This is a genomic window from Burkholderia reimsis, from assembly GCF_003294055.1.
GTDB lineage: Bacteria > Pseudomonadota > Gammaproteobacteria > Burkholderiales > Burkholderiaceae > Burkholderia > Burkholderia cepacia.
In genome coordinates this window covers 216,126-235,845 of sequence record NZ_QMFZ01000005.1, presented here as the reverse complement: position 1 = coordinate 235,845, position 19,720 = coordinate 216,126, and the positions used below count along the sequence as shown (strand labels likewise).

Annotated in this window: 17 protein-coding genes; 7 read left to right on the top strand and 10 right to left on the bottom strand. The window is 67.9% G+C overall.

The window, feature by feature from the left end; genetic code table 11:
• Positions 1–15 precede the first annotated feature (15 nt).
• Positions 16–795, bottom strand: a complete 780-nt coding sequence (locus tag DPV79_RS09125; protein WP_111941597.1) for an alpha/beta fold hydrolase — start codon at positions 793–795, stop codon at positions 16–18.
• A 143-nt stretch (positions 796–938) separates the two neighbouring features.
• Here DPV79_RS09125 and DPV79_RS09120 point away from each other — a divergent pair, with 143 nt between their 5' ends.
• Positions 939–1,718, top strand: a complete 780-nt coding sequence (locus tag DPV79_RS09120; RefSeq protein WP_027791368.1) for an AraC family transcriptional regulator — start codon at positions 939–941, stop codon at positions 1,716–1,718.
• Between the two features lie 455 nt (positions 1,719–2,173).
• Here the strand turns inward: DPV79_RS09120 and pcaG are convergent, their stop codons facing one another.
• The 3 genes from pcaG to DPV79_RS09105 form a co-directional block, all read right to left on the bottom strand.
• Positions 2,174–2,767 (bottom strand): protocatechuate 3,4-dioxygenase subunit alpha, encoded by a 594-nt coding sequence (gene pcaG / locus DPV79_RS09115; RefSeq protein WP_021159511.1) that lies wholly within the window; start codon positions 2,765–2,767, stop codon positions 2,174–2,176.
• 3 nt (positions 2,768–2,770) lie between these two features.
• Entirely contained in the window at positions 2,771–3,478 is a 708-nt protein-coding gene (pcaH, locus tag DPV79_RS09110; protein WP_021159510.1) for a protocatechuate 3,4-dioxygenase subunit beta, read from the bottom strand.
• A 274-nt stretch (positions 3,479–3,752) separates the two neighbouring features.
• The gene (locus DPV79_RS09105) at positions 3,753–4,328 is read right to left on the bottom strand and encodes a YiiX/YebB-like N1pC/P60 family cysteine hydrolase (protein ID WP_113045274.1); all 576 of its coding nucleotides are present in this window, start codon (positions 4,326–4,328) and stop codon (positions 3,753–3,755) included.
• A gap of 120 nt (positions 4,329–4,448) precedes the next feature.
• Between DPV79_RS09105 and DPV79_RS09100 the strand changes: the two genes are divergently transcribed.
• The 4 genes from DPV79_RS09100 (at position 4,449) to DPV79_RS09085 (ending at position 7,107) form a co-directional block, all read left to right on the top strand.
• Complete coding sequence (locus DPV79_RS09100; RefSeq protein WP_027791371.1) at positions 4,449–5,186, top strand: helix-turn-helix domain-containing protein; 738 nt, start codon at positions 4,449–4,451, stop codon at positions 5,184–5,186.
• Between the two features lie 77 nt (positions 5,187–5,263).
• Positions 5,264–6,250, top strand: coding sequence for a pca operon transcription factor PcaQ (pcaQ, locus tag DPV79_RS09095; protein ID WP_021159506.1), 987 nt, complete (start codon positions 5,264–5,266; stop codon positions 6,248–6,250).
• Between the two features lie 127 nt (positions 6,251–6,377).
• Positions 6,378–6,737 carry a type II toxin-antitoxin system RelE/ParE family toxin gene (locus tag DPV79_RS09090; RefSeq protein WP_048021937.1) on the top strand — a complete coding sequence of 120 codons (360 nt, stop codon included), beginning with the start codon at positions 6,378–6,380 and terminating at the stop codon, positions 6,735–6,737.
• A 73-nt stretch (positions 6,738–6,810) separates the two neighbouring features.
• Positions 6,811–7,107: an XRE family transcriptional regulator gene (locus DPV79_RS09085; RefSeq protein ID WP_042975052.1), complete on the top strand. Its 297-nt coding sequence runs from the start codon at positions 6,811–6,813 to the stop codon at positions 7,105–7,107.
• A 142-nt stretch (positions 7,108–7,249) separates the two neighbouring features.
• Here the strand turns inward: DPV79_RS09085 and DPV79_RS09080 are convergent, their stop codons facing one another.
• From DPV79_RS09080 to DPV79_RS09070, 3 genes are all read right to left on the bottom strand, one after another.
• Entirely contained in the window at positions 7,250–8,524 is a 1,275-nt protein-coding gene (locus DPV79_RS09080; RefSeq protein ID WP_113045236.1) for an APC family permease, read from the bottom strand.
• Positions 8,525–8,659: 135 nt separating this feature from the next.
• Positions 8,660–13,189, bottom strand: coding sequence for a DEAD/DEAH box helicase (locus DPV79_RS09075; protein WP_113045235.1), 4,530 nt, complete (start codon positions 13,187–13,189; stop codon positions 8,660–8,662).
• Between the two features lie 221 nt (positions 13,190–13,410).
• Positions 13,411–13,935: a metal-dependent hydrolase gene (locus DPV79_RS09070; RefSeq protein WP_021159502.1), complete on the bottom strand. Its 525-nt coding sequence runs from the start codon at positions 13,933–13,935 to the stop codon at positions 13,411–13,413.
• A gap of 420 nt (positions 13,936–14,355) precedes the next feature.
• On the opposite strand from DPV79_RS09070, the gene ggt reads away from it, so the two are divergent.
• Positions 14,356–16,077 (top strand): gamma-glutamyltransferase, encoded by a 1,722-nt coding sequence (gene ggt / locus DPV79_RS09065; protein ID WP_042975050.1) that lies wholly within the window; start codon positions 14,356–14,358, stop codon positions 16,075–16,077.
• A gap of 86 nt (positions 16,078–16,163) precedes the next feature.
• Here the strand turns inward: ggt and DPV79_RS09060 are convergent, their stop codons facing one another.
• Positions 16,164–17,087, bottom strand: a complete 924-nt coding sequence (locus DPV79_RS09060; RefSeq protein ID WP_113045234.1) for an alpha/beta fold hydrolase — start codon at positions 17,085–17,087, stop codon at positions 16,164–16,166.
• 353 nt (positions 17,088–17,440) lie between these two features.
• Here DPV79_RS09060 and DPV79_RS09055 point away from each other — a divergent pair, with 353 nt between their 5' ends.
• A complete protein-coding gene (locus DPV79_RS09055; RefSeq protein ID WP_027791380.1) occupies positions 17,441–17,890 on the top strand; it encodes a winged helix-turn-helix transcriptional regulator in 450 nt (149 codons plus the stop codon).
• 46 nt (positions 17,891–17,936) lie between these two features.
• Here DPV79_RS09055 and DPV79_RS09050 read toward each other — a convergent pair whose 3' ends face one another.
• Positions 17,937–18,548: an ANTAR domain-containing response regulator gene (locus DPV79_RS09050; RefSeq protein WP_027791381.1), complete on the bottom strand. Its 612-nt coding sequence runs from the start codon at positions 18,546–18,548 to the stop codon at positions 17,937–17,939.
• A 6-nt stretch (positions 18,549–18,554) separates the two neighbouring features.
• The gene (locus DPV79_RS09045; protein WP_059485061.1) at positions 18,555–19,697 is read right to left on the bottom strand and encodes a transporter substrate-binding domain-containing protein; all 1,143 of its coding nucleotides are present in this window, start codon (positions 19,695–19,697) and stop codon (positions 18,555–18,557) included.
• Positions 19,698–19,720: the final 23 nt, after the last annotated feature.

Below are 19,720 nucleotides of genomic sequence, written 5' to 3'. Positions count from 1 at the left end.
CCGGCGTGCGACCGGTCAATGGGCGGCTGCAGGGCTCGCTGTCACGGCAAGCAGGAACGTTTCCATGGCCGCGACCAGCGCGAGCGGCGTCTCGTTCATCGGATAGTGGCCCGCATTGCGCAACACGTCGACGGTGGCGCGCGGGTAGCGCCGCAGGTAGGTGCGGGCCATCAGCGCCGCGTCGAACGCCGGATCGTGCTCGCCGATCAGCACTTTCACCGGATGGGTGCCGGCGATCTCGTGGCTGAAATCCGTATCGGCCCACGCGCGGAAGTACGCGCCGAACGCCGGCGGCGACGAACGGGCTGCCGAATACGCCGCTTTCCACGCGACCCAGGCGGCGGGCAGCCGGCCGCCGGTGCTGCGATCGATGATGGTCCGGCGATCGGCGACGTGGTCGGCGGCCCGCTCGAATAGCGCGCGTTTCTCCGCGTCGAACGGCAGGCCGCCGCAAGGCACGGGGGTGACCGGCACGAGCGCGCGCACCCGGTCGGGTGCGATGACGGCGATTTTCTCGGCCGCCATCGCACCCATCGAGTGGCCGACGACGCTGAAGGTCGGGAATTCGAGTGCGTCGGCAAGCGCGAGCGCGTCGGCGGCGATCTCGTCGATCGTGTAGTCGCCGGCTGTGTCGCGCATGCGGCCGTAACCGCGGTAGTCCATGAACACATAGCTGAAACGCTCACGCGACAGCCACGCTTCGACGGGTTCGAACGCGTGGGCGTCGCCGAACCAGCCGGGCAGTACAAGAACAGGGTGGGGGCCGTCCCCCACGCGATGAAACGTATTCGGCATGTCCGCTCCGATGCAGTGGTAATCCGGCCGATCAGGCCGACGGGTCTTGCGGCCGCGAGGTCGCGCAAGGGGTGGAGCGGATCGTAGATCGCGCGAAGGAGACCCGCCTTCGATATCGGGTCATTGATGATGGAATTCGGGCCGTGAGAAATACGCTGCTAGATCCCTACGAACACATTCCGCGAAGCGTGGTCGTGACCGCGAACGACTACGCGGCGGGTACGACGTTTCCGGAACACGCGCACGTGCGCGGGCAATTCGCGTTCGCGTCGCGCGGCACGATCAGCGTGTCGACGCCGCACGGGCGCTGGCTGGTGCCGCCGCAGCGCGCGTGCTGGGTGCCGGCCGGCGTGCGGCACGAAATGACGATGACCGGGCCGGTCACGATGCTCAACACGTTCGTGTCCGGCGACGCCGCGCTCGAGGCGGGCCTGCCCGAGCAATGCGGCGTCTATGGCGTATCGGCGCTGCTGCGGCAACTGATCGACGATGCGATCGACCTGCCGGCCCTGTACGACGTCGACGGGCGCGCGGGCAAGCTGATGGCGCTGCTGGTCGCGGAAATCGCGACGATGCCGCGGCTGTCGCTGCATGCGCCGCTGCCGGCCGACGCGAGGCTGGCGAAGGTGTGCCGGCACCTGCTCGCGTCGCCGTCTATCGCGGCCGATCTCGACCAGGTGGCCGCCGATGCCGGCGTGAGCCGGCGCACGTTCACGCGGCAGTTTCGCGCGCAGACGGGCGTGAGTTTCGCCGCATGGCGCCAGCAGGTGTGCATGCTCGCGGCGATCGCCCGCCTGAGCGACGGGCAGCCGGTTACGCGCGTCGCGCTCGATCTCGGGTACGCGAGCGCCAGCGCGTTCACGTCGGCGTTTCGCCGCATTCTGGGCGATACGCCGAGCCGCTATCTGGAGATTCGGCGCTGACCGGGAGGCATCCGCGGCACCACGCCGATGTGCCGGTCTCCGAAAAAAATACGCGTCTGCCAACTTCGGTCAGACGCGCTTAAAGGCACCCGGTCAGAAAAAATGCGCGCATGGCCCGGTGGGCCGATGTCGCGCATGGCATGCGTAATTATTGCCGATCCTGATTTAATTCCGTTTGAGTGTTGCGGATAACGCAGCATACGCCGCATAACGCGCAAACGATATCCTGCCGGGGCGACGATTCATGTGCAGTCGCAGCATGCGTTTCAATCGAGCGTTCGAGACGGGGGCGGCAGCCCCTGACGCCGGGCATCGACGCCCGTGGCCTGGCGCGCTGCGCCGCAGCATCGAATGATGGCGCCTGAACACGAAAAACGCCGCGTGGCGCGATGCCTGTCGGTATCGCGCCGCGCGGCGTTGTGGTAGCGGGCGAAGCCGGCGTGCGCCGGCTCGCGTCACACGTCGAAGAACACCGTTTCGTCGGGCCCCTGCATGCGGATGTCGAAGCGGTAGACGACCGGGCGGCCCGGTTGCGCGTCGCGTTTCGCGACGAGCGTCGCGCGACGCTCGGCGGGCACCGCGTTCAGCACCGGGTCGGCTGCGTTCGCGGCGGCTTCGTCGTCGAAATACACGCGCGTGAACGCATGGGTGAGGATCCCGCGCATCATCACGGTCACGTTGATGTGCGGCGCCTCGCCAGCGGTGAGGCGGCCCGGCTTCACCGTCTCGACGACGAAGCGCTGCTGCGCATCGGTGCCGGTGCCGACCCGCGCGAAGCCCGTGAAGCCGGATTTCGCGATGTCGTCGCGCGACGCCGGGTAACGACCCGCGCTGTCTACCTGCGTGAATTCGAGCACCGCGTCGCCAACGACGTTGCCGTCGCCGTCGAACACCTGGCCGACCAGCAGCACGTGCTCGCCTTCGGCGTGTGCCGCGGCGATCGTCGGCGTGAACAGGCTTTTCAGGTCGTAGCCGTATTGCTGCGGGCACAGGCCGTATGCGAAGTACGGGCCGACCGTCTGCGAAGGGGTTTGCTTCAGCGTCGTCATGGTTCAGCGCTCCATCGGGGTAGCGTCGCGGCCGCGCAGCACGATGTCGAATTCGTAGCCGAGCGCATAGCCTTCTTCGGTGATGTCCATCGAGAAGCGCGAGATCAGGCGATCGCGCGCGGCCTCGGGCGTGCCCTGGAAGATCGGGTCGTACGCGAGCAGCGGGTCGCCGGGGAAGTACATCTGCGTGACGAGACGCGAGCCGAAGTAATCGCCGAACAGCGAGAAATGGATGTGATTCGGGCGCCACGCGTTCGGATGGTTGCCCCACGGATATGCGCCGGGCTTGATCGTCAGGAAGCGGTAGCGGCCTTCGTTGTCGGTCAGGCAGCGGCCCGCGCCGAGGAAGTTCGGGTCGAGCGGCGCGTCGTGCTGGTCGACCTTGTGCACGTAGCGGCCGGCGGCGTTCGCCTGCCACACCTCGACGAGCGTGTTGCGCACGGGCTTGCCGCCTTCGTCGAGCACGCGGCCCGTGACGACCATGCGCTCACCGAGCGGCTCGCCGTTCTTCACGGCATTCTTCGTCAGGTCGTGGTCGAGCGCGCCGAGATCCTCGGCGCCGTAGACGGGTGCGTACTGGTCGCGCAGTTTCTCCTTCAGCGGGATCAGCGGGCGGGTCGGGCCGCGCTTCACGGACGAACGGTACTCGGGGTGGATATAGGCCGGATGCGACGGCCAGTCGCGCGGCGTGAGGATCGTGGGGGAATCCATCGGGCGTCTCCTGATAGGTACTTCGCGAAGTGGATGGCAGGACTTTAGCCAATCCGGAAAGTTATGCAAAATGACCTTTTTTCGCGAATCGCATAACTGTTCGTTATGTTCGGCGCGCCAATGAAAATTCCGCCGGACAGGATGCCTGTCCGGCGGAAAAAGCGATCGGGCTTCGCGTCGTCGGTGACGACCCCGTGCACGGCCCTCCAGCCAGCCCGTCGCTGATTTTTGTGTTTTCGTTCTTGTTGTTATCCGGTCTCCCTGAGCGCGCCCTTCATGACTGGCGGCCGGGATCGAACACGATCCCGTCGAATTCGACTGACAGCGTGCCGCCGCGCAGCAGTGCCGCCGGCGTCGCGTCCCGGTCGGCGCGGAGCACGTCGCTCACGTAGTCCGCGCAGAACGCGCGCCGCGTCCGCAGGTTGAAGCGGTTGCGGAGCAGCGCGTCGATCCGCTGTTCCGCCGTTGCATGCACCCGGCGTTGCGCGTCGGCGGTCGGTGCCGCGACGCGGCGAGCCAGCGCGATGCGCCCGCCGTCGGTACGGGCGACGAAGCGCGACAGCGGCGTGAGCTTCGTCCATGCAAACCCGGATTCGGCGATCACGGGCTCGTCGCCCGACGTATCGACGACGATGCCGAAGCGATTGGCCCACGTGCCCGTCGTGCCTGTCGTGCCCGCCGCGTCGCGCGGCGCGCTCGCCGGCACGCGGATGAACACGAGATCCCCGACGTGCGCGCTGGCGGCCAGCGTGCGGATCGTGGCGAGCGGCATCGTGCGATCCGTGTTGCGTGCATCGCGCGGGGCGGTGTGGCGCGATTCGTAGGCGGCGGTTTCGGTTCGGGTGGTCATTTCGGCTCCGTCGTTCAGTGACAGCACGGAGCGGATTATGCAGACAAGTATCCGAAAGTGTTCATTTGCGTGCGCAGGTAGCCTAATATCTGACCTTGAGCATCATTTTTCGATACCAAAATGACCGAAACCGCCCAACTCATCGAAATGCTGAAGCGCCAGTTGAAGGCGCAGGGCATGACCTACCGCGACGTCGCGCGGGCGCTCGACGTCTCCGAGACGAGCGTGAAGCGGCTGTTCGCCAGCGGCCGCTTCACGCTGGAGCGTGTCGTGGAGATCGCCCAGTTGCTCGGCTATACGCTCGCCGAGCTCGTACAGGAGGCTTCCGCGTCGGCGCCGAGGCTGCGTGTGCTGACCGAGCAGCAGGAGGCGCTGCTCGTGTCGGACGACAAACTGCTGCTCGTTGCCGTCTGCGCGATCAACTACTGGACCGTGCAGGACATCGTGTCGACCTATCAGGTGACCCAGGCCGAGTGCGTGAAATACCTGCTGATGCTCGACCGGATGAACGTCGTCGCGCTGCTGCCGGGCGACCGGATTCGCGTACGCGTCGCGCGCGATTTCGACTGGCTGCCCGGCGGGCCGATCCGCCGTTATTTCCATGCGCACGCGCTCGGCGATTTTCTCGACAGCCGCTTCGACGGCGAGGGCGAGACGATGACGTTCTCGCAGGGGATGCTGACGGAGGCCGCCGCCGCGGAGCTCGAACTGGAGTTGCGCCGGCTGCGCAGCAAGGCGGCCGCGCTGCATGCGGAATCGTCGTCCGCGCCGCTCGCGCAGAAGCACGGGACGAGCTTGCTGATCGCGAAGCGGATGTGGGAGCCGGCCGGTTTCCAGGCTCTGCGGCGTCGCGCGTGATGCTTCGTCGAACGCTTGGGGCGATCCGGAAAGTTATGCAAAATGGCGTTTCATCGTCAATCGCATAACCACTCGTTATGAATAACCGTATCGCCGACGGCCGCGTCAAGTTCCGGCACCTGCAGTGCTTTCTCGCGGTCGCGCAGCTGGGCGGCGTGCAGAAGGCGGCGGAAAGCCTGTCGATCACGCAGCCGGCCGTCTCGAAGACGATCGCCGAACTGGAGGCGATCCTCGGCGTGAAGCTGTTCGAGCGCGGCCGGCAGGGCGCGCAGCCGACCCGCGAGGCGCAGCTGTTCATGCCGCATGCGAACGCGTGCGTGCTGGCGCTGCGCCAGGGTGTCGGGCTGCTCGCGCGCGAGGGCGGAGCCGCCGCGGCGACGCTGGAAATCGGCATGCTGCCGACCGTCGCGGCATCGCTCGCGCCTGCGTTGATGAAGGCGCTCGCCGAGCGCTGGCCGCGCGTCGTCGTGCGGATCGCGACGGCCGCGAACGCCGACCTGCTCGAGCGCCTGAAGTCGGGCGCGATCGAGTGCGCGATCGGGCGGCTGTCGGAGCCGGAGCGGATGATCGGGCTCGCGTTCGAGCAGCTGTACAACGAGCCGCTCGTCGCCGTCGTGCGTGCCGGGCATCCGCTGCTGTCAAGCGCGGCGCCGGCGGCCGAGCTCGCACGCCATCCGGTCGTGCTGCCGCCGTTCGGCACGCTGATCCGCCAGTCGGCCGAGCAGTTGCTCGGCGCCTGCGGCGCGCCGCCGCTGGATTCGTTCATCGAGGTGCTGTCGGTATCGGTCGCGCGCGCGCTGACGCTCGAAAACGATGCGGTCTGGTTCGTGCCGCTCTATGCGGCCGAATACGACCTGTCGGCCGGGGCGCTGGCACGCCTGCCGCTGCCGTCCGCGGGCACCGACGAGCCGGTCGGGCTCATCCTGCGCACCGATGCGCAGCCGTCGCCGGTCGCGCGGACGCTGATCGATGCCGTGCGCGACATCGCGCGGTCGCGGTTCGGCGATGCGAGAGCGCACCAGTCGCCACGCGCGACGCGCAAGCGGGCTCGGCGCGACGAATAACCCAGGGCGGATCGCGCGGCAAGCGCGGATCGACCTTCCCCGGCTATCGAATTGGCCGTCCGGCCAGTAGCCGTCCTGGTCGTGCTTGGCATATCGTACCTATTTTGGTACGATGGGTGTCAAGACGATGACGAGACAGCAGATCCAGGTCACGCTCGGCGTGCGGTTCTTTCAGACGGCCCGTGGCAACGAGCCGGTGCGCGAATGGTTGAAGGCGCTCGGGCAAGCGGAGCGCAGGGTGATCGGCGAAGAGATCAAGACCGTTCAACTCGGCTGGCCGCTCGGCATGCCGCTGGTCCGGAAGATGGCACCGGATCTGTGGGAGATCCGCGTGGCGCTGCCGGGGCGGAGCGCCCGTGTGCTGTTTACGGTCGTCGGCGACACGATGGTCCTGCTGCACGGTTTCTTCAAGCAGTCGCGGGCCACACCGTCGGACGATCTCGATGTCACCGTCGCGCGTCTCAAAGCGTTGACGCATGCCATCTGAATTTCCCGGTTGCGCCGGAACGCACCGTCTTCGACGGGCAGGCAGCCGGCAACGCCATGCATTGGAGTACCTCATGACGACCACGAACCATCCGCATATCGGCAGCGATTTCGATACCTTCCTCGAGGAAGACGGCAATCTCGAAGCGGCCACCGCCACCGCGATCAAGCGCGTGATCGCGTGGCAGATCGGGCAGGAAATGAAGGCGCAGCACATCACGAAAACCGCGATGGCCGCGCGGATGAAAACCAGCCGCGCCGCGCTCAACCGTCTGCTCGACGAAACCGACACGAGCCTCACGCTGGCGACGCTCGCGAGCGCGGCCGCCGCGCTCGGCAAGCGCCTCAGCTTCGCGCTGGTGCCGGCCTGACGAGCATGAAACGGCGGCATATGGCCGGGTTCGCGACCGATGCGCACGGCGCAGTGGCCGGCGCTCCGGCCAGCGGGTCGGCCATGATTCGTCGGTGTGTCGCCGCAAGCCGGCGAATGTCGGCGCGCGCGCAACTGCCGGGTTACTGGCGCGGTCCGGTCATCCGCAGATAAAGCAGCGCACCGCCCGCGAGCAGCAGCGGGCACAGGATGGCCCAGCCCGTCGTCAGGAACAGCCCGGCAACCGCGACCAGCGAAACCCACGCACAGCGGTAAGCGATGCCGCCGCGCGGCAGCAACTTCAGCGCGGCGGCCGCACCGAGCCCATACACCATCACGAAACACCCGGACGTCACGAGCACGAGCGGTTTCGGTCCGACGTCCGAGATCGCCGTCGCGGCCAGCGCGACGGCCGCGAGCACGGCGATCACGCCGAGGCTGCGGCGCGGGACTCCGCCGACCTGGCTGCCTTGCGCGAGCCACGCGGGTAATGCACCGTCGCGCCCGAGCGCCGCACCGAGCTTGGCCGCACCCGCGAAATACGCGTTCATCGTGCCGAGCGTGAGCAGCAGCGCGGCCGCGGCGGCGAGCACCTGTGCGTGACCGCCGATGCCGCCTGCGATCAGTTCGGCGAGCGGCGCGCCCGATGCGCCCGCGGAAGGCCCGAGCACCGTCACGCTCGCGGCGGCGACCGACAGATACAGGAACCCGACCACCACGACGGCGATCCCGGCCGAGCGCGGCATGTCATGCGCGGGCCGTTGGAACTCGGCCGCGAGGTGCGTGATTGCTTCCCAGCCCGCGAAACTCCACACGAGCAGCGCGGCGGCCTGGCCGACCGCGAGCCAGCCGTGCGGGGCGAACGGATGCAGGTTTGCCGTGCGCGCATGCGGCGCGGAGGCGAGCACCGCCGCGAGCAGCAGCGTGACGAGCAACGCCGACAAAACGAGCTGCATGCGGCCTGAAACGGTGACACCGAATGCATTCGCAGCCGATACGGTCGCGATCAGCGCGGCAGCCGTGACGACGACCGTCGTGTGCCCGCCGCCCGTGACGGCCGCGACGTACGCGCCGCCAAACATCGCGGCAGCCGGCGCGCCGGCCGGGACCGCGAAGTAGAAGCACCATCCGACGACCGCCGCGGCTTTCGGTCCGAATGCGCGCCGGGCGTAGGTCGAGACCCCGCCTGCATCGGGATAGCGCGCGCCGAGTGCGGCGAAGGTGGCCGCGAGCGGCCCGGACAACACGACCAGCGCAGCCCACGCGAGCAGGGATGCCGGGCCCGCGACCTCGGCGGCCAGCGCGGGCAGCGCGATCACGCCGGTGCCGAGCACCGCGCCGATATAGAGCGCGGCGCCCTGGAAAATGGTCAGCGAGCCCGAGTGATGAGCGGCGGGCGAGTCGGCGTGCGAGGGCATGGACAGCAGTCTCCGTAAATCTTGTTGTGCTGGAGCGCGGGCGCCCGCGCGGAAAGTCGTTCGATGCTACCCGAAGGCAGGCGGTCGCGCGGCCCCGCGATCAGTAGTCGGTGTGGTGCCGCGTGTCAGCCGATGTCAGTGGCGGCGCGCGAGCCGCAGGCGCGCATCCTCGCGCGCGGCGGGCGACAGTTCGGGGGCGTAGTGGAACGCCCCCGAAACCAGCGAGGCGACGGGCACGCCGTCACGGAACAGCACGCGATTTCCGGCGAGGGCCGGCACCTTGTCGCCGGGCAGCAGCGTGCCGGCAAGATTCAGCGGATCGGCGCCCGTCACGCAAACATACTGTCCATCGCCCGGTTGCCGCCGCAGTTCGCGCAGGACCGGGATCGCTTCAGGCAGCGCGAACTGTTCGCCCGCGAGCCCGGCGACGAAGCGTCCGCCGCGAATCTCGCCGCGCGCTTCGAGGCGTTGCAGCACGCGCACGAGCTCGCGCCAGTTCGGCAGCCAGTCGGCTTCGCGTTCGAGCAACCGCCAGAACACGACGCCGTAGCGGCGCAGCAGCGTCCAGACGATGTGTTCGAGTGCGTCGGGATCGGTCGTGGGCGCACTGCGCTTCGGTGCCGGCGTTGGCGTGTCAGTCGGTGCCGAAGCGCGTTGCACGAGCGCCCAGCGGCCGGCGTCGTCCATTCCGCCGATCAGCGCACCGCCGCGCCGCGTGCGCGGCGCATAGGTCGCGCTGCGCTTGACGGCAGGCTTCAGCAGTGCGCGGAGGCCCGCGTAGCTGTCCGCATTCACGAGGCCGGCCGAAACGAGTTCGCCGAGCGCCTGTTCGAGTTCGACGGGCAGCATGTGCAGGTCGTCGAGCAGCGCATCGAAGAACATCGCGCCGTGCGCGGCGAGCGCGTCGCGCACCTGCGTGGCCCGCGCGGACAGCGCCGGTTGTGCGCCGGGATCGCGCAGCGCCTGCCACGCGGAGAGGTGGCGGCGCGGCAGCAGCACGATCGGCGTCGTCTTCACCGGCGTGCCGGCCGCACGTGCCGGCGCGCCGATGCGCGTCCACACGAGCTTGCCCGAGCGGCACAGCTCGTCGAGCCCGCCCGCCGTGTAGTCGCTGAGCCGCGCGGGCAGCAGCGCGTCTTCCCATGCGCTCGCCGCGGCCTCGAAGCCTTCGAGTTGTTCGACCACGGCAGCGAGGGCATCGCGGCCCGTGCCGCGCGTGTCGGGTGTCAGGTGTTGCCAGTGGAACAGGAAGCGCATGAAGTCGGCACGCTCCACCGGCTCGATTTCGCGGCGCAGCCGTTTCACCGTGTAGCGATGAATGCGCGCAAGCAGATGGCGTTCGCACCATTCGTCCGTCGTCGTGCGCGGTGTGAACCGGCCGCGTATCACATAACCTTCGCGCTCCAGCGCCGCGAGCGCCGTCGCGACCGACGCCGGCGGCAGGCCGAGCGGCGTCGCGATCGCGTCGAGTGCAAGCGGGCCGAAACCGGTGAGCCGCGCGCGGATCACGTCGACGAGTGCGGCATCCGCTTCCCACGGCTGTGCGCAGGCAGCCGGCACCTTGAGCGCCGGCGCGATGCGGGCTTCGGGATGCAGCGCACGCAGGCACACGAGCCGTTCGACCGGCACCCACAGCGCGGCGCCGCCGGGCGTCACGAGTTTCGTCGCGCGGCGGCGTTCGGCAAGTTCCGCGAGCCGCTCGGGCCAGCCTTCGTGCGCGTGCGCCTCGCTGTCGGCGATGCATGCGAGCGTGAGCAGCGCGTCGTGCATTTCGTCGGCGTCGCGCACGAGCGGCCAGGCTTCGTCGCGCACGGCATCGATCGCGTCGGCGTCGAGCGCGCCGAGATCGTCGGCCGATTCGGGATCGCTCCAGCGGCGCGACTGCACGGCCTGCGTGCGGCGCTCTTCCAGCGGTGCGTCGTCGAGGAACGCATACGGTTTCGCGTTCAGGATCTCGGCCGCGAGCGGCGACGGCGCGGGCAGGTCGCGCGCGATCAGCTCGATCGCACCGCTCTCGATCCGGCGCAGCAGCGCGAGCCAGCCATCGGTGTCCATCGCGTCGTGCAGGCAGTCGTCGAGCGTCTGGTCGACGAGCGGGTGATGCGGTATCTCGCGTTCGCCGACGATGTTCTCGAGGCACGCGACCTGATCGGGAAACACGGTCGCGAGCAGATCCTCGCTCTTCATTCGCTGCAGTTGCGGCGCGGTGCGCTTGCCGCCGGTGAAGCGCGGCAGCGCGAGCGCCGTCGTCGCGTTCCAGCGCCAGCGCACGCCGAACATCGGCGCGTCGAGGAGTGCCTGAACGAGGACGTGTTCGGCGCTGGCCGAACGCAGGTAACGCCACACTTCGTCGAGCGCGAAGCTGTGCGCGAGCGACAGCGACAGGATGATCGCGTCGTCGGTCGCGGCCGCCTGCAGCTCGAAGTTGAAACTGCGGCAGAAGCGCTTGCGCAGTGCGAGCCCCCAGGCGCGGTTGATGCGGCTGCCGAACGGCGAATGGATCACGAGCTGCGTGCCGCCCGATTCGTCGAAGAAACGCTCCATCACGAGCGTGTCCTGCGTCGGCAGCGCGCCGAGCGCGGCGCGGGTGCGGGCGAGGTAGTCGACGATCTGCCGGGCGGCGTCGGGCGACAGGCGGAGATCGTCGACGAGCCAGCGCAACGCCGGCGCGAGGCGGCTTTCGGCGGTGGCGGCGACAACGGTGTCGTGCCGCACGTCGAGCGAGGCATCGGTATCGGCCTTGATCCCGGCCTTCGATGCCGCCTTCGCACCCGCTTTGGCGTCGGCCCGGGGCATGGACTTCCCGCCAGTCCCTTCACCGATGCGTTCACGGTTGTTGCCATGTGCGAGCCGGTCGCCTTCCGCGAACAGCCCGTCGAGCCGCGCGCGCAGCCGGCCGACCGCCGCCGACAGCTCGTCGCTGCGCCCCGGCGCCTCGCCGAGCCAGAACGGAATGTTCGGCGACTGGCCCTGCGCGTCCTCGACACGCACGCGGCCCGTTTCCACGCGAATGATCCGGTACGACTGGTTGCCGAGCTGGAACACGTCGCCCGCGAGGCTCTCGATCGCGAAATCCTCGTTGACCGTGCCGACCTGGATGCCCTGCGGTTCGAGCAGCACCGCGTAGTCGGCCATGTCGGGGATCGTGCCGCCCGACGTGGTCGCGGTCATCATCGCATTGCGGCGCCCGCGCACGGTGCCGCCGACCACGTCGCGATGCAGGTACGCGCCGCGCACGCCGCGGCGGCTCGTGAAGCCTTCGGCGAGCATCTTCATCACTTCGTCGAAGCGTTCGCGTGTCAGCCGCGCGTACGGCGCCGCGCGCGTGAAGCTCGCATACAGCGCGTCTTCCTGCCATTCCGCGCACGCCACTTCGGCGACGATCTGCTGCGCGAGCACGTCGAGCGGCGCTTCGGGAATCCGCAACGCGTCGAGCTCGCCGCGTTGCACGCAATCGAGCAGCGCCGCGCATTCGACGAGCTCGTCGCGCGACAGCGGGAACAGGCGCCCCTTCGGCACGCCGCCGACATGGTGCCCGGAGCGGCCGACGCGCTGCAGGAACGGCGCGATGCCGCGCGGCGAGCCGACCTGGCAGACCAGATCGACGTCGCCGATATCGATGCCGAGTTCGAGCGATGCGGTGGCGACGAGCAGCTTCAGTTCGCCGCGCTTCAGGCGTTGTTCGGCGTCGAAGCGGTGCTCCTTCGCGAGACTGCCGTGATGCGCGGCGATCGCGTCCTTGCCGAGCCGGTCGGCGAGATGGCGCGCCATGCGCTCGGCGGTGCGCCGCGTGTTGACGAACACCAGCGTCGTGCGGTGCGCGGCCGCGAGCCCGGCGATGCGGTCGTACACCTGTTCCCACACGTCGGTGGCCATCACGGGTTCGAGCGGCACGTTCGGCAGTTCGAGCGCGAGGTCGCGCTCGCGTGTGTGGCCCGTGTCGACGATCGTGCAATCGCGCGGCGCGTCGGCGGGGCCGCCGACGAGGAAGCGCGCGACCGCGTCGATCGGCTTTTGCGTGGCGGAGAGCCCGATACGCGGCAGCGCACGGCCGGCCAGCGCGTCGAGACGTTCGAGCGACAACGCGAGATGGCTGCCGCGCTTGGACGATGCGAGCGCGTGGATCTCGTCGACGATGACCGAGCGCACGTTCGACAGCATCTGCCGCCCCGACGTGGACGACAGCAGCACGTACAGCGACTCGGGTGTCGTGACGAGGATGTGCGGCGCGCGCTTGCGCAGCGCCGCGCGCTCGGCCTGCGTCGTGTCGCCGGTGCGCACGGCGGTGCGGATCGCCGGCACCGGCAGGCCGAGTTGCGCGAGCGATTCGGCGATGCCGGCGAGCGGCGCGTCGAGGTTCACGTGGATGTCGTTCGACAGCGCCTTCAGCGGCGACACGTATACGACGAGCGTCGCGTCGGGCAGCGTGCCGTCATGCGCGAGCGCATCGCGCACCAGATCGTCGAGCGCGCACAGGAACGCGGTGAGCGTCTTGCCGGAGCCGGTGGGCGCGGCGACGAGCGTCGAACGGCCGGCCTTGATGTGCGGCCACGCGAGCGCCTGCGCGCCGGTGGGCGCGGCGAACGTGCGCCGGAACCACGCGGCGACGGCCGGGTGGAACACGTCGAGCGCACGGGCGGCAGGGCGGGTAGCGGTGACGTCCATCGGAGCGTTGAAATAGGGTGCAAGCAGGGCGCAAAGCGTGCGCGAGGCGCGCACGAATCGAATCGCCAGTGTGCCAGACGTCGCGCGTGCGTGCCGGGTGCGCGTGTCGGCGCTCCGGACTCAAATGGGGGCCTGCACCGTACTTTCAATGGACGGAAAGTTGCGTGTGCGCCGGCGTATCGATAGCACGCCGAATCGCGTCGAATTGCGCCGAATTGCAACTAGACGCGATGCAGCCAGCCGAGCCAGTGTTCGAGCAGCGGCGCACGCGAGCACAACGACTGCGCGAGCCACAGCGTGCCGCCCCATGCGGCGCCCACGACGATCAGGTCGCAACGCCCGCTGTTCCACAGGTTGAGCGAATGACGCCGCCAGATCCACGGTACGCCGAGCGGGTTCGGCCAGTCGGCGAGCAGGTGCATCACGCCGCCGCATGCGAAGCCGAACAGCGGTGCGGCCCACAGCGGATGCGGATGATGGATGAGCCCGTGCCAGCCGAGCGCGAGCAGCGCGATCCAGCCGATGCCCCAGTGCGTGATGGTTCGATGCGTGACCCACAGGCGGCGCTTGCGGCGCCACCATGCGACTTCGAGCCAGTCGGGCGCGGTACCGCCCGCGACGCCCGCCGCGAATGCGGCGAACATGCCCGAATGCCACGGGCCCGTGGCGCCGGTTTGTGCGACGAGGGCGGCGGCGGCGACGCCGGCCGCGAAGCCGGACGCATGATGCGCGTTGTGTGATGCCATAGGAAGCGAGACGAAGAAACGTGAGGCGGCGCGTGAACGAATCTATGATGCGGTGCGAAAGCGGGGCGCTATCTTCGCAGATCGGATCGTGCAGCGGGACGGTGGTTTGCAGATTTTTTTTGACGCGTCACGGGGCCTGTCGCGCAGTTCGCAACTTTCGGTTTTGTGCGCTGCGTGAGGACGTGAACCGGTGCGAACTGCGGCTGCGCGCCCGGTGCAAATTCGACCTGTCCGCATCCGTGTCGAGAAGCGGCGGCATGACGAGGCGCGCACAGCGAACGCGCTTTCATCGCATGTCACGTGTTCGACCCTTTTTGTCCCCCTATACTACGAAACCGGATATGGCCGTCGGTGCGCCGGCGGCCATGCGCGGGACAGGTGCTTTTCCTGCCTGAAGGAGATCCATATGGGGGACATGCAATGACTACGCTGAATCGCTTCAAATCATCCGCTGTCGTGCTCGCGACGGTGGCCGGCATCGGTTTCCTGCCGAACGCACCCGTCTATGCGAAGGGGCCGCAGCCGGCCGTCCTGACGAGTTCGGCGGTCGCGGTGGCCGACAAGTACAGCGCGGATGCCGCGGAGCGGATCTTCAAGGAAGGCGGCAACGCGATCGACGCGGCCGTCGCGATCGCCTTCACGCTCGCCGTCACGTATCCGGAAGCCGGCAACATCGGCGGCGGCGGCTTCATGACGATCTACAAGGACGGCAAGCCGTACTTCATCGACTACCGCGAGCGTGCGCCGCTCGCCGCGACGAAGGACATGTATCTCGACAAGGACGGCAACGTCGTCAAGGGCATGAGCCTGTACGGCCCGCGTGCGGTCGGTGTACCTGGCACGGTCGCGGGCATGTGGGAAGCGCAGAAACGCTTCGGCAAGCTGAAGTGGAAGCAGGTGCTCGCGCCGGCGATCCACTATGCGCGCGATGGTTTCGTCGTCGACGAGCAGCTCGCGCAGCGCGGCGTCGACGCGTCGAAGGAGTTCGGCGGCAAGACCAACTTCGACAAGTATTTCTCCGGGCTGAAGGCGGGCGTGAACTTCAAGCAGCCCGATCTCGCCGACGTGCTCACGCGCATCGCGAACGGCGGCGCGGAAGGTTTCTACAAGGGCAAGACGGCCGAGCTGATCGCCGCGTCGATGAAGACCGGCGACGGCAACGGGCTGATCACCACCGAGGATCTCGCGCAGTACCGCGCGGTGTGGCGCCAGCCGGTGCAGGCGAAGTGGAACGGTTATGACGTGATCACCGCGCCGCCGCCGAGCTCGGGCGGCATCGGCCTCGTGCAGTTGCTGAAGATGAAGGCCGACCTCAAGCAGGACTTCGAGGGCGTGAAGCTCAACTCGCCGCAGTACATCCACCTCGTCGCGGAAATCGAGAAGCGCGTGTTCGCCGATCGGGCGCAGTATCTCGGCGATCCCGATTTCTACAAGGTGCCGATCGCGCAGCTGACCGACGACGCCTATATCGCGAAGCGGGCGGCCGAAGTCAACCCCAAGGAGCCGTCGGATACGAAGAGCGTGCAGCCGGGCCTCGGCACGACGATGCCGGAGAAGGCTGAAACGACGCACTTCTCGGTGGTCGACAAGTGGGGCAACGCGGTGTCGAACACCTACACGGTCAACGGCTATTTCGGTTCGGGCGTGATCGCCGACGGCACGGGCATCGTGCTGAACGACGAGATGGACGACTTCTCCGCGAAGCCGGGCGTGGCGAACATGTTCGGCGTGGTCGGCAGCGACGCGAACGCGATCGAACCGAAGAAGCGCCCGCTGTCGTCGATGTCGCCGACGATCATGACGAAGGACGGCAAGGTGTCGCTCGTGATCGGCACGCCGGGCGGCTCGCGCATCTTCACGTCGATCTTCCAGGTGATCAACAACATCTACGACTTCAAGATGCCGTTGAAGGAGGCCGTCGGCGCGATGCGCTTCCATCACCAGCTGCTGCCGCCGAACACGATCTTCTGGGAGCCGTACCACCCGATCGAAGGCGAACTCGCGAAGCAGATCGAGGCGCGCGGCTACACGCTGAAGGGGCAGGATTTCAGCGGCGACATCCAGGTGATCAAGATCGACGGCAAGACGCCGGAGGCGATGGCCGACCCGCGCGGGCGTGGCGTGACGCGGATCATTCGCTGACGTGAAGCGGCGCGTGCGCGGTTGCGAAGGCGGCCGCGCACGCCGTGTTCCGCGGCGGGGCGCCGGATGCCCGCTGCGGAACGCACTCAGCCGGTCGTCCGGATGAATCCGGCGATCCGTGCCGCGATGGCGTCGGGCGCATCCTCGAAACAGTAATGCCCGACACCCGCCAGCCGCTCGACGGGCGCGGACGGAAACAGCGCGGTGAAAAGCGGCAGGAAGTGTTCCGCGCCGAGCGTCCGGTCGGCGTCTCCCCAGATCGCGAGCGCGGGTTTCTCGCGTATCGCGCGCAATGCCGCCGCATCGGGCACCTCGAACCGGTGCGCGCCCTCGGCAAACCCGCGGGCCCATCCGATCGCGCCGAGACAGTCCGCCGGTTGCGCGAACGGCGCACCGTACGCGGCAATCCACGTGTCGGTGATGACTGCGTGGTTCTCGAAACCGTTCAGTTTCAGCGTGCTCAGGATGTTGAAGCCGAGCTGCCCGAGCACGGTTTCGAGCGTGTCATCGGCCGCCGCGCGCATGATCCACTGGAACCATGGCGCATCGCGGCCGTTCGCATTCAGGCGCTCGACGAGATCGGGCTGGCCGAACGGCGTCGGCCCGTTCGCGGACACGATGCGCCGGATGCGATCCGGATGCCGCGCGGCAAGCCCCATGCCGACCGGGCCGCCGAAATCGTGCATCACGAGCGTGAGGCGATCGAGGTCGAGCGCGAGCACGAAGCGCTCGAGGTTGTCGATATGGTCCTGCAGCCAGTAGCTGCGATCCTGCGGCGTCGCGCTTTTGCCGAAGCCCATGTGATCGGGCACGACGACGCGATGCGTCGGACGCAGCGCCGTCACCAGATGGCGGAACAGGTAACCCCACGTGGGTTCGCCATGCAGGCACAGGACGGTTTCGCCGTCGTGCGGGCCTTCGTCCACGTAGTGCATCCGGAAGCCGGACGCGTCGTCGAAATGCGGGGCGAAAGGAAAGGTGCCGTCGAACGTGGCATCGGGCCGGATCATCGAACGCTCCTTCGGGAGTCGGATAGTTTGGTTTCAAGTTGAAACTGAATCGGAGCGTAGGATATCGGGTTTCAAGTTGCAACCAAAAAGAAGGGCGGCCGCAATCGACGGACGCTCGGCCCGTTGGTGCGCGATGATGTGCCGGAACGGGGGAATGCCGGAATTTATATGCCAGATGTACGAACTGAAGTGCCAATGAGGCCCGAATCGGCCATGGCGTTCGTTGATCGCGAACAGTCGAGCCTCGCGCGATTGATCTTTCGTGTGATGAGTTTTATATTGCAACCATTCATTTCAACGAGCGTAACCGCCGTTCCGGCCGCATGCCCGGAACGGCATCGCCTCATGCATCGATGAACAGACGAACCACGCACGAAGATTCCCTTTGCGGGGTTGCCCGCCCGCTGGACGCGATCGGCGACTGGTGGTCGCTGCTGATCGTCCGCGACGCGTTCGACGGGTTGCGCCGCTTCGGCGAATTCCAGAAGAACCTCGGGCTGGCCAAGAACATCCTGGCCGCGCGTCTGCGCAACCTGGTCGCACACGGGATCATGGACATCGTGCCGGCCGCGGACGGCGGCGCGCATCACGAATACGTGCTGACCGAGAAAGGGCGCGGGCTTTTTCCGCTGCTCGTCGCATTGCGGCAGTGGGGCGAGGATTTCTTCTTCGAACCCGACGAGGCGCACGTGCTGCTCGTCGACCGGAAGACCGGGCTGCCCGTCAGGAAGCTCGAGCTGCGTTCGCAGGACGGGCGCGTGCTCGGGCCGGAGGACACGGTCGTGCTGCCGCCGCCGGACTGACGCGCCTGACGCACCTGACGCGTGGCGATCGGCGATCGCGTTCGGGTTACCGCTTCAACAGCGCATGCGCGTGCACGATCTGCTCGGCGAGCTGGTTGATCGAGATGCGCCGCTCCATCGCCTGCGAGCGGATCTGCTGATAGGCCTCTTCCTCGCTGATCGCGTTGTGCTGCATCAGCAGCGTCTTCGCTTCCTGCAGCGTGCGCGCGGACATCACGCGCTGTTCCAGCTGCGCGATGCGGCGCCGGTATTCGTCGTGCCGCCGGCTCTGGTGACACGCGAGCGCCATCGCGCTCAACAGGCCGAACGAACGCACCGGCGTCGTCACCGCGCTCTGCGCATCGATGCGCAGCATCAGTTCGAGGATCGTCGGGCTTTCGTAGGTCGTGACCGCGATGAGCGGCGGCCGCGCATCGTCCTCGAGCCACGGGATCGACAGGTGCAGCAGGTCGGGCCGGACTGCGAGGATCACGAGGTCGACGCTCTCCGGCAGCGCGGCGGGCGGCGGCCAGCGCTGCTCGCTCGGGCAACCGATGCGCGAGAGCTGCTCGACTAGCAGCAGGCCGTTGTCGTCATCCGGGTAGTACACCATCACGCGCAGCGAGCGCAGTTCGGCGAGCAGGCGCGGCGTCGAGCGGATCGGGGTGCGGGCGCGCATCGTCGGTTACGCCTTCTGTTCGTCGGGCGCGTGCACGCGGTCGCCGAGCGAATGCGTGACGAGGTACGGATCGGGATGCACGCGCCGCGTCGCTTCGCGCACGATCGTGAAATTGCCGTCGGCCGTCGCGCAGCCGATGCGCGGATAGAGGCACGTATGCTGCGTGAGGCGGTCGATCTTCACGCGGCCCTGTGGCGCGTCGAATTCCGCGTCCGCGAGATGTTCGACGAGCCGGTCGCGCTGGTCGGTGCCGGCGCGCGCGAGCGCATTGGCGAACAGGTGAACCTGGAAATATGCGGCTTCCCACGGCGCGGAGGCGTTCGCGTCGTCGCCGAAGCGCGCCTTGAGCTGCGCGATGCAGCGCCGGTTCACGTCCGAATCGATGGTCTGGAAGTAGGGCGACGACGTGTAGTGGCCGGCCGCGGCCGCGCCCATCTGACCGAGCTCGATCTCGGAGGTCGTCAGGCTCGCGATCGGCATCCTGCGTGCATCGAGGCCGGCTTGCGCATACGCACGGTAGAACGCGGCCGTGCTGTCGCCGACGAGCGTGCTGAACACGAAGTCGGGCGCCTTCGCGCGGATGTCCTCGACGACCGCCGCGAAATCCTGCTCGGACGCGACGAGCGGCATGTAGACCTCGCCGAGGATCTGGCCTTCCGGATGCTGCGTGACGAGGTCGATCATGATGCGGTTCGACTCGTACGGGTAGATGTAGTCGGACCCGACGAGATACACGCGCGCACCGAACTGCGCGGTCATGAACGCGGCGAGCTGCACGCTGTTCTGGTTCGGGGCCGCACCCGTGTAGATCACGTTCGGCGAGAACTCGAAGCCTTCGTAGAGCGTCGGATAGAACAGCAGCTTGTCCCACTTCTCGACGATCGGAATCAGCGCCTTGCGGCTGCTCGACATGTATCCGCCGAACAGCACGTTCACGCGCTCGGTTGCGATCAGTTCCTCGGCGAGCCGCGCATAGACGGCCGGGTCCGAACAGGCATCGCGCACGACGGGCACGATCTCGCAGCCGTTCGCGCCGCCCGCTTCGTTGATCTCGGCGATCGCCTGCAGCGTGCCGCGCAACTGGCTCCGGCCAAGGTGCGACGTGCATCCGCTCTGCGAGAACAATACGCCAACCTTCACACTGTTCATTCGGTCGTTCCTGTCTCTTTCGG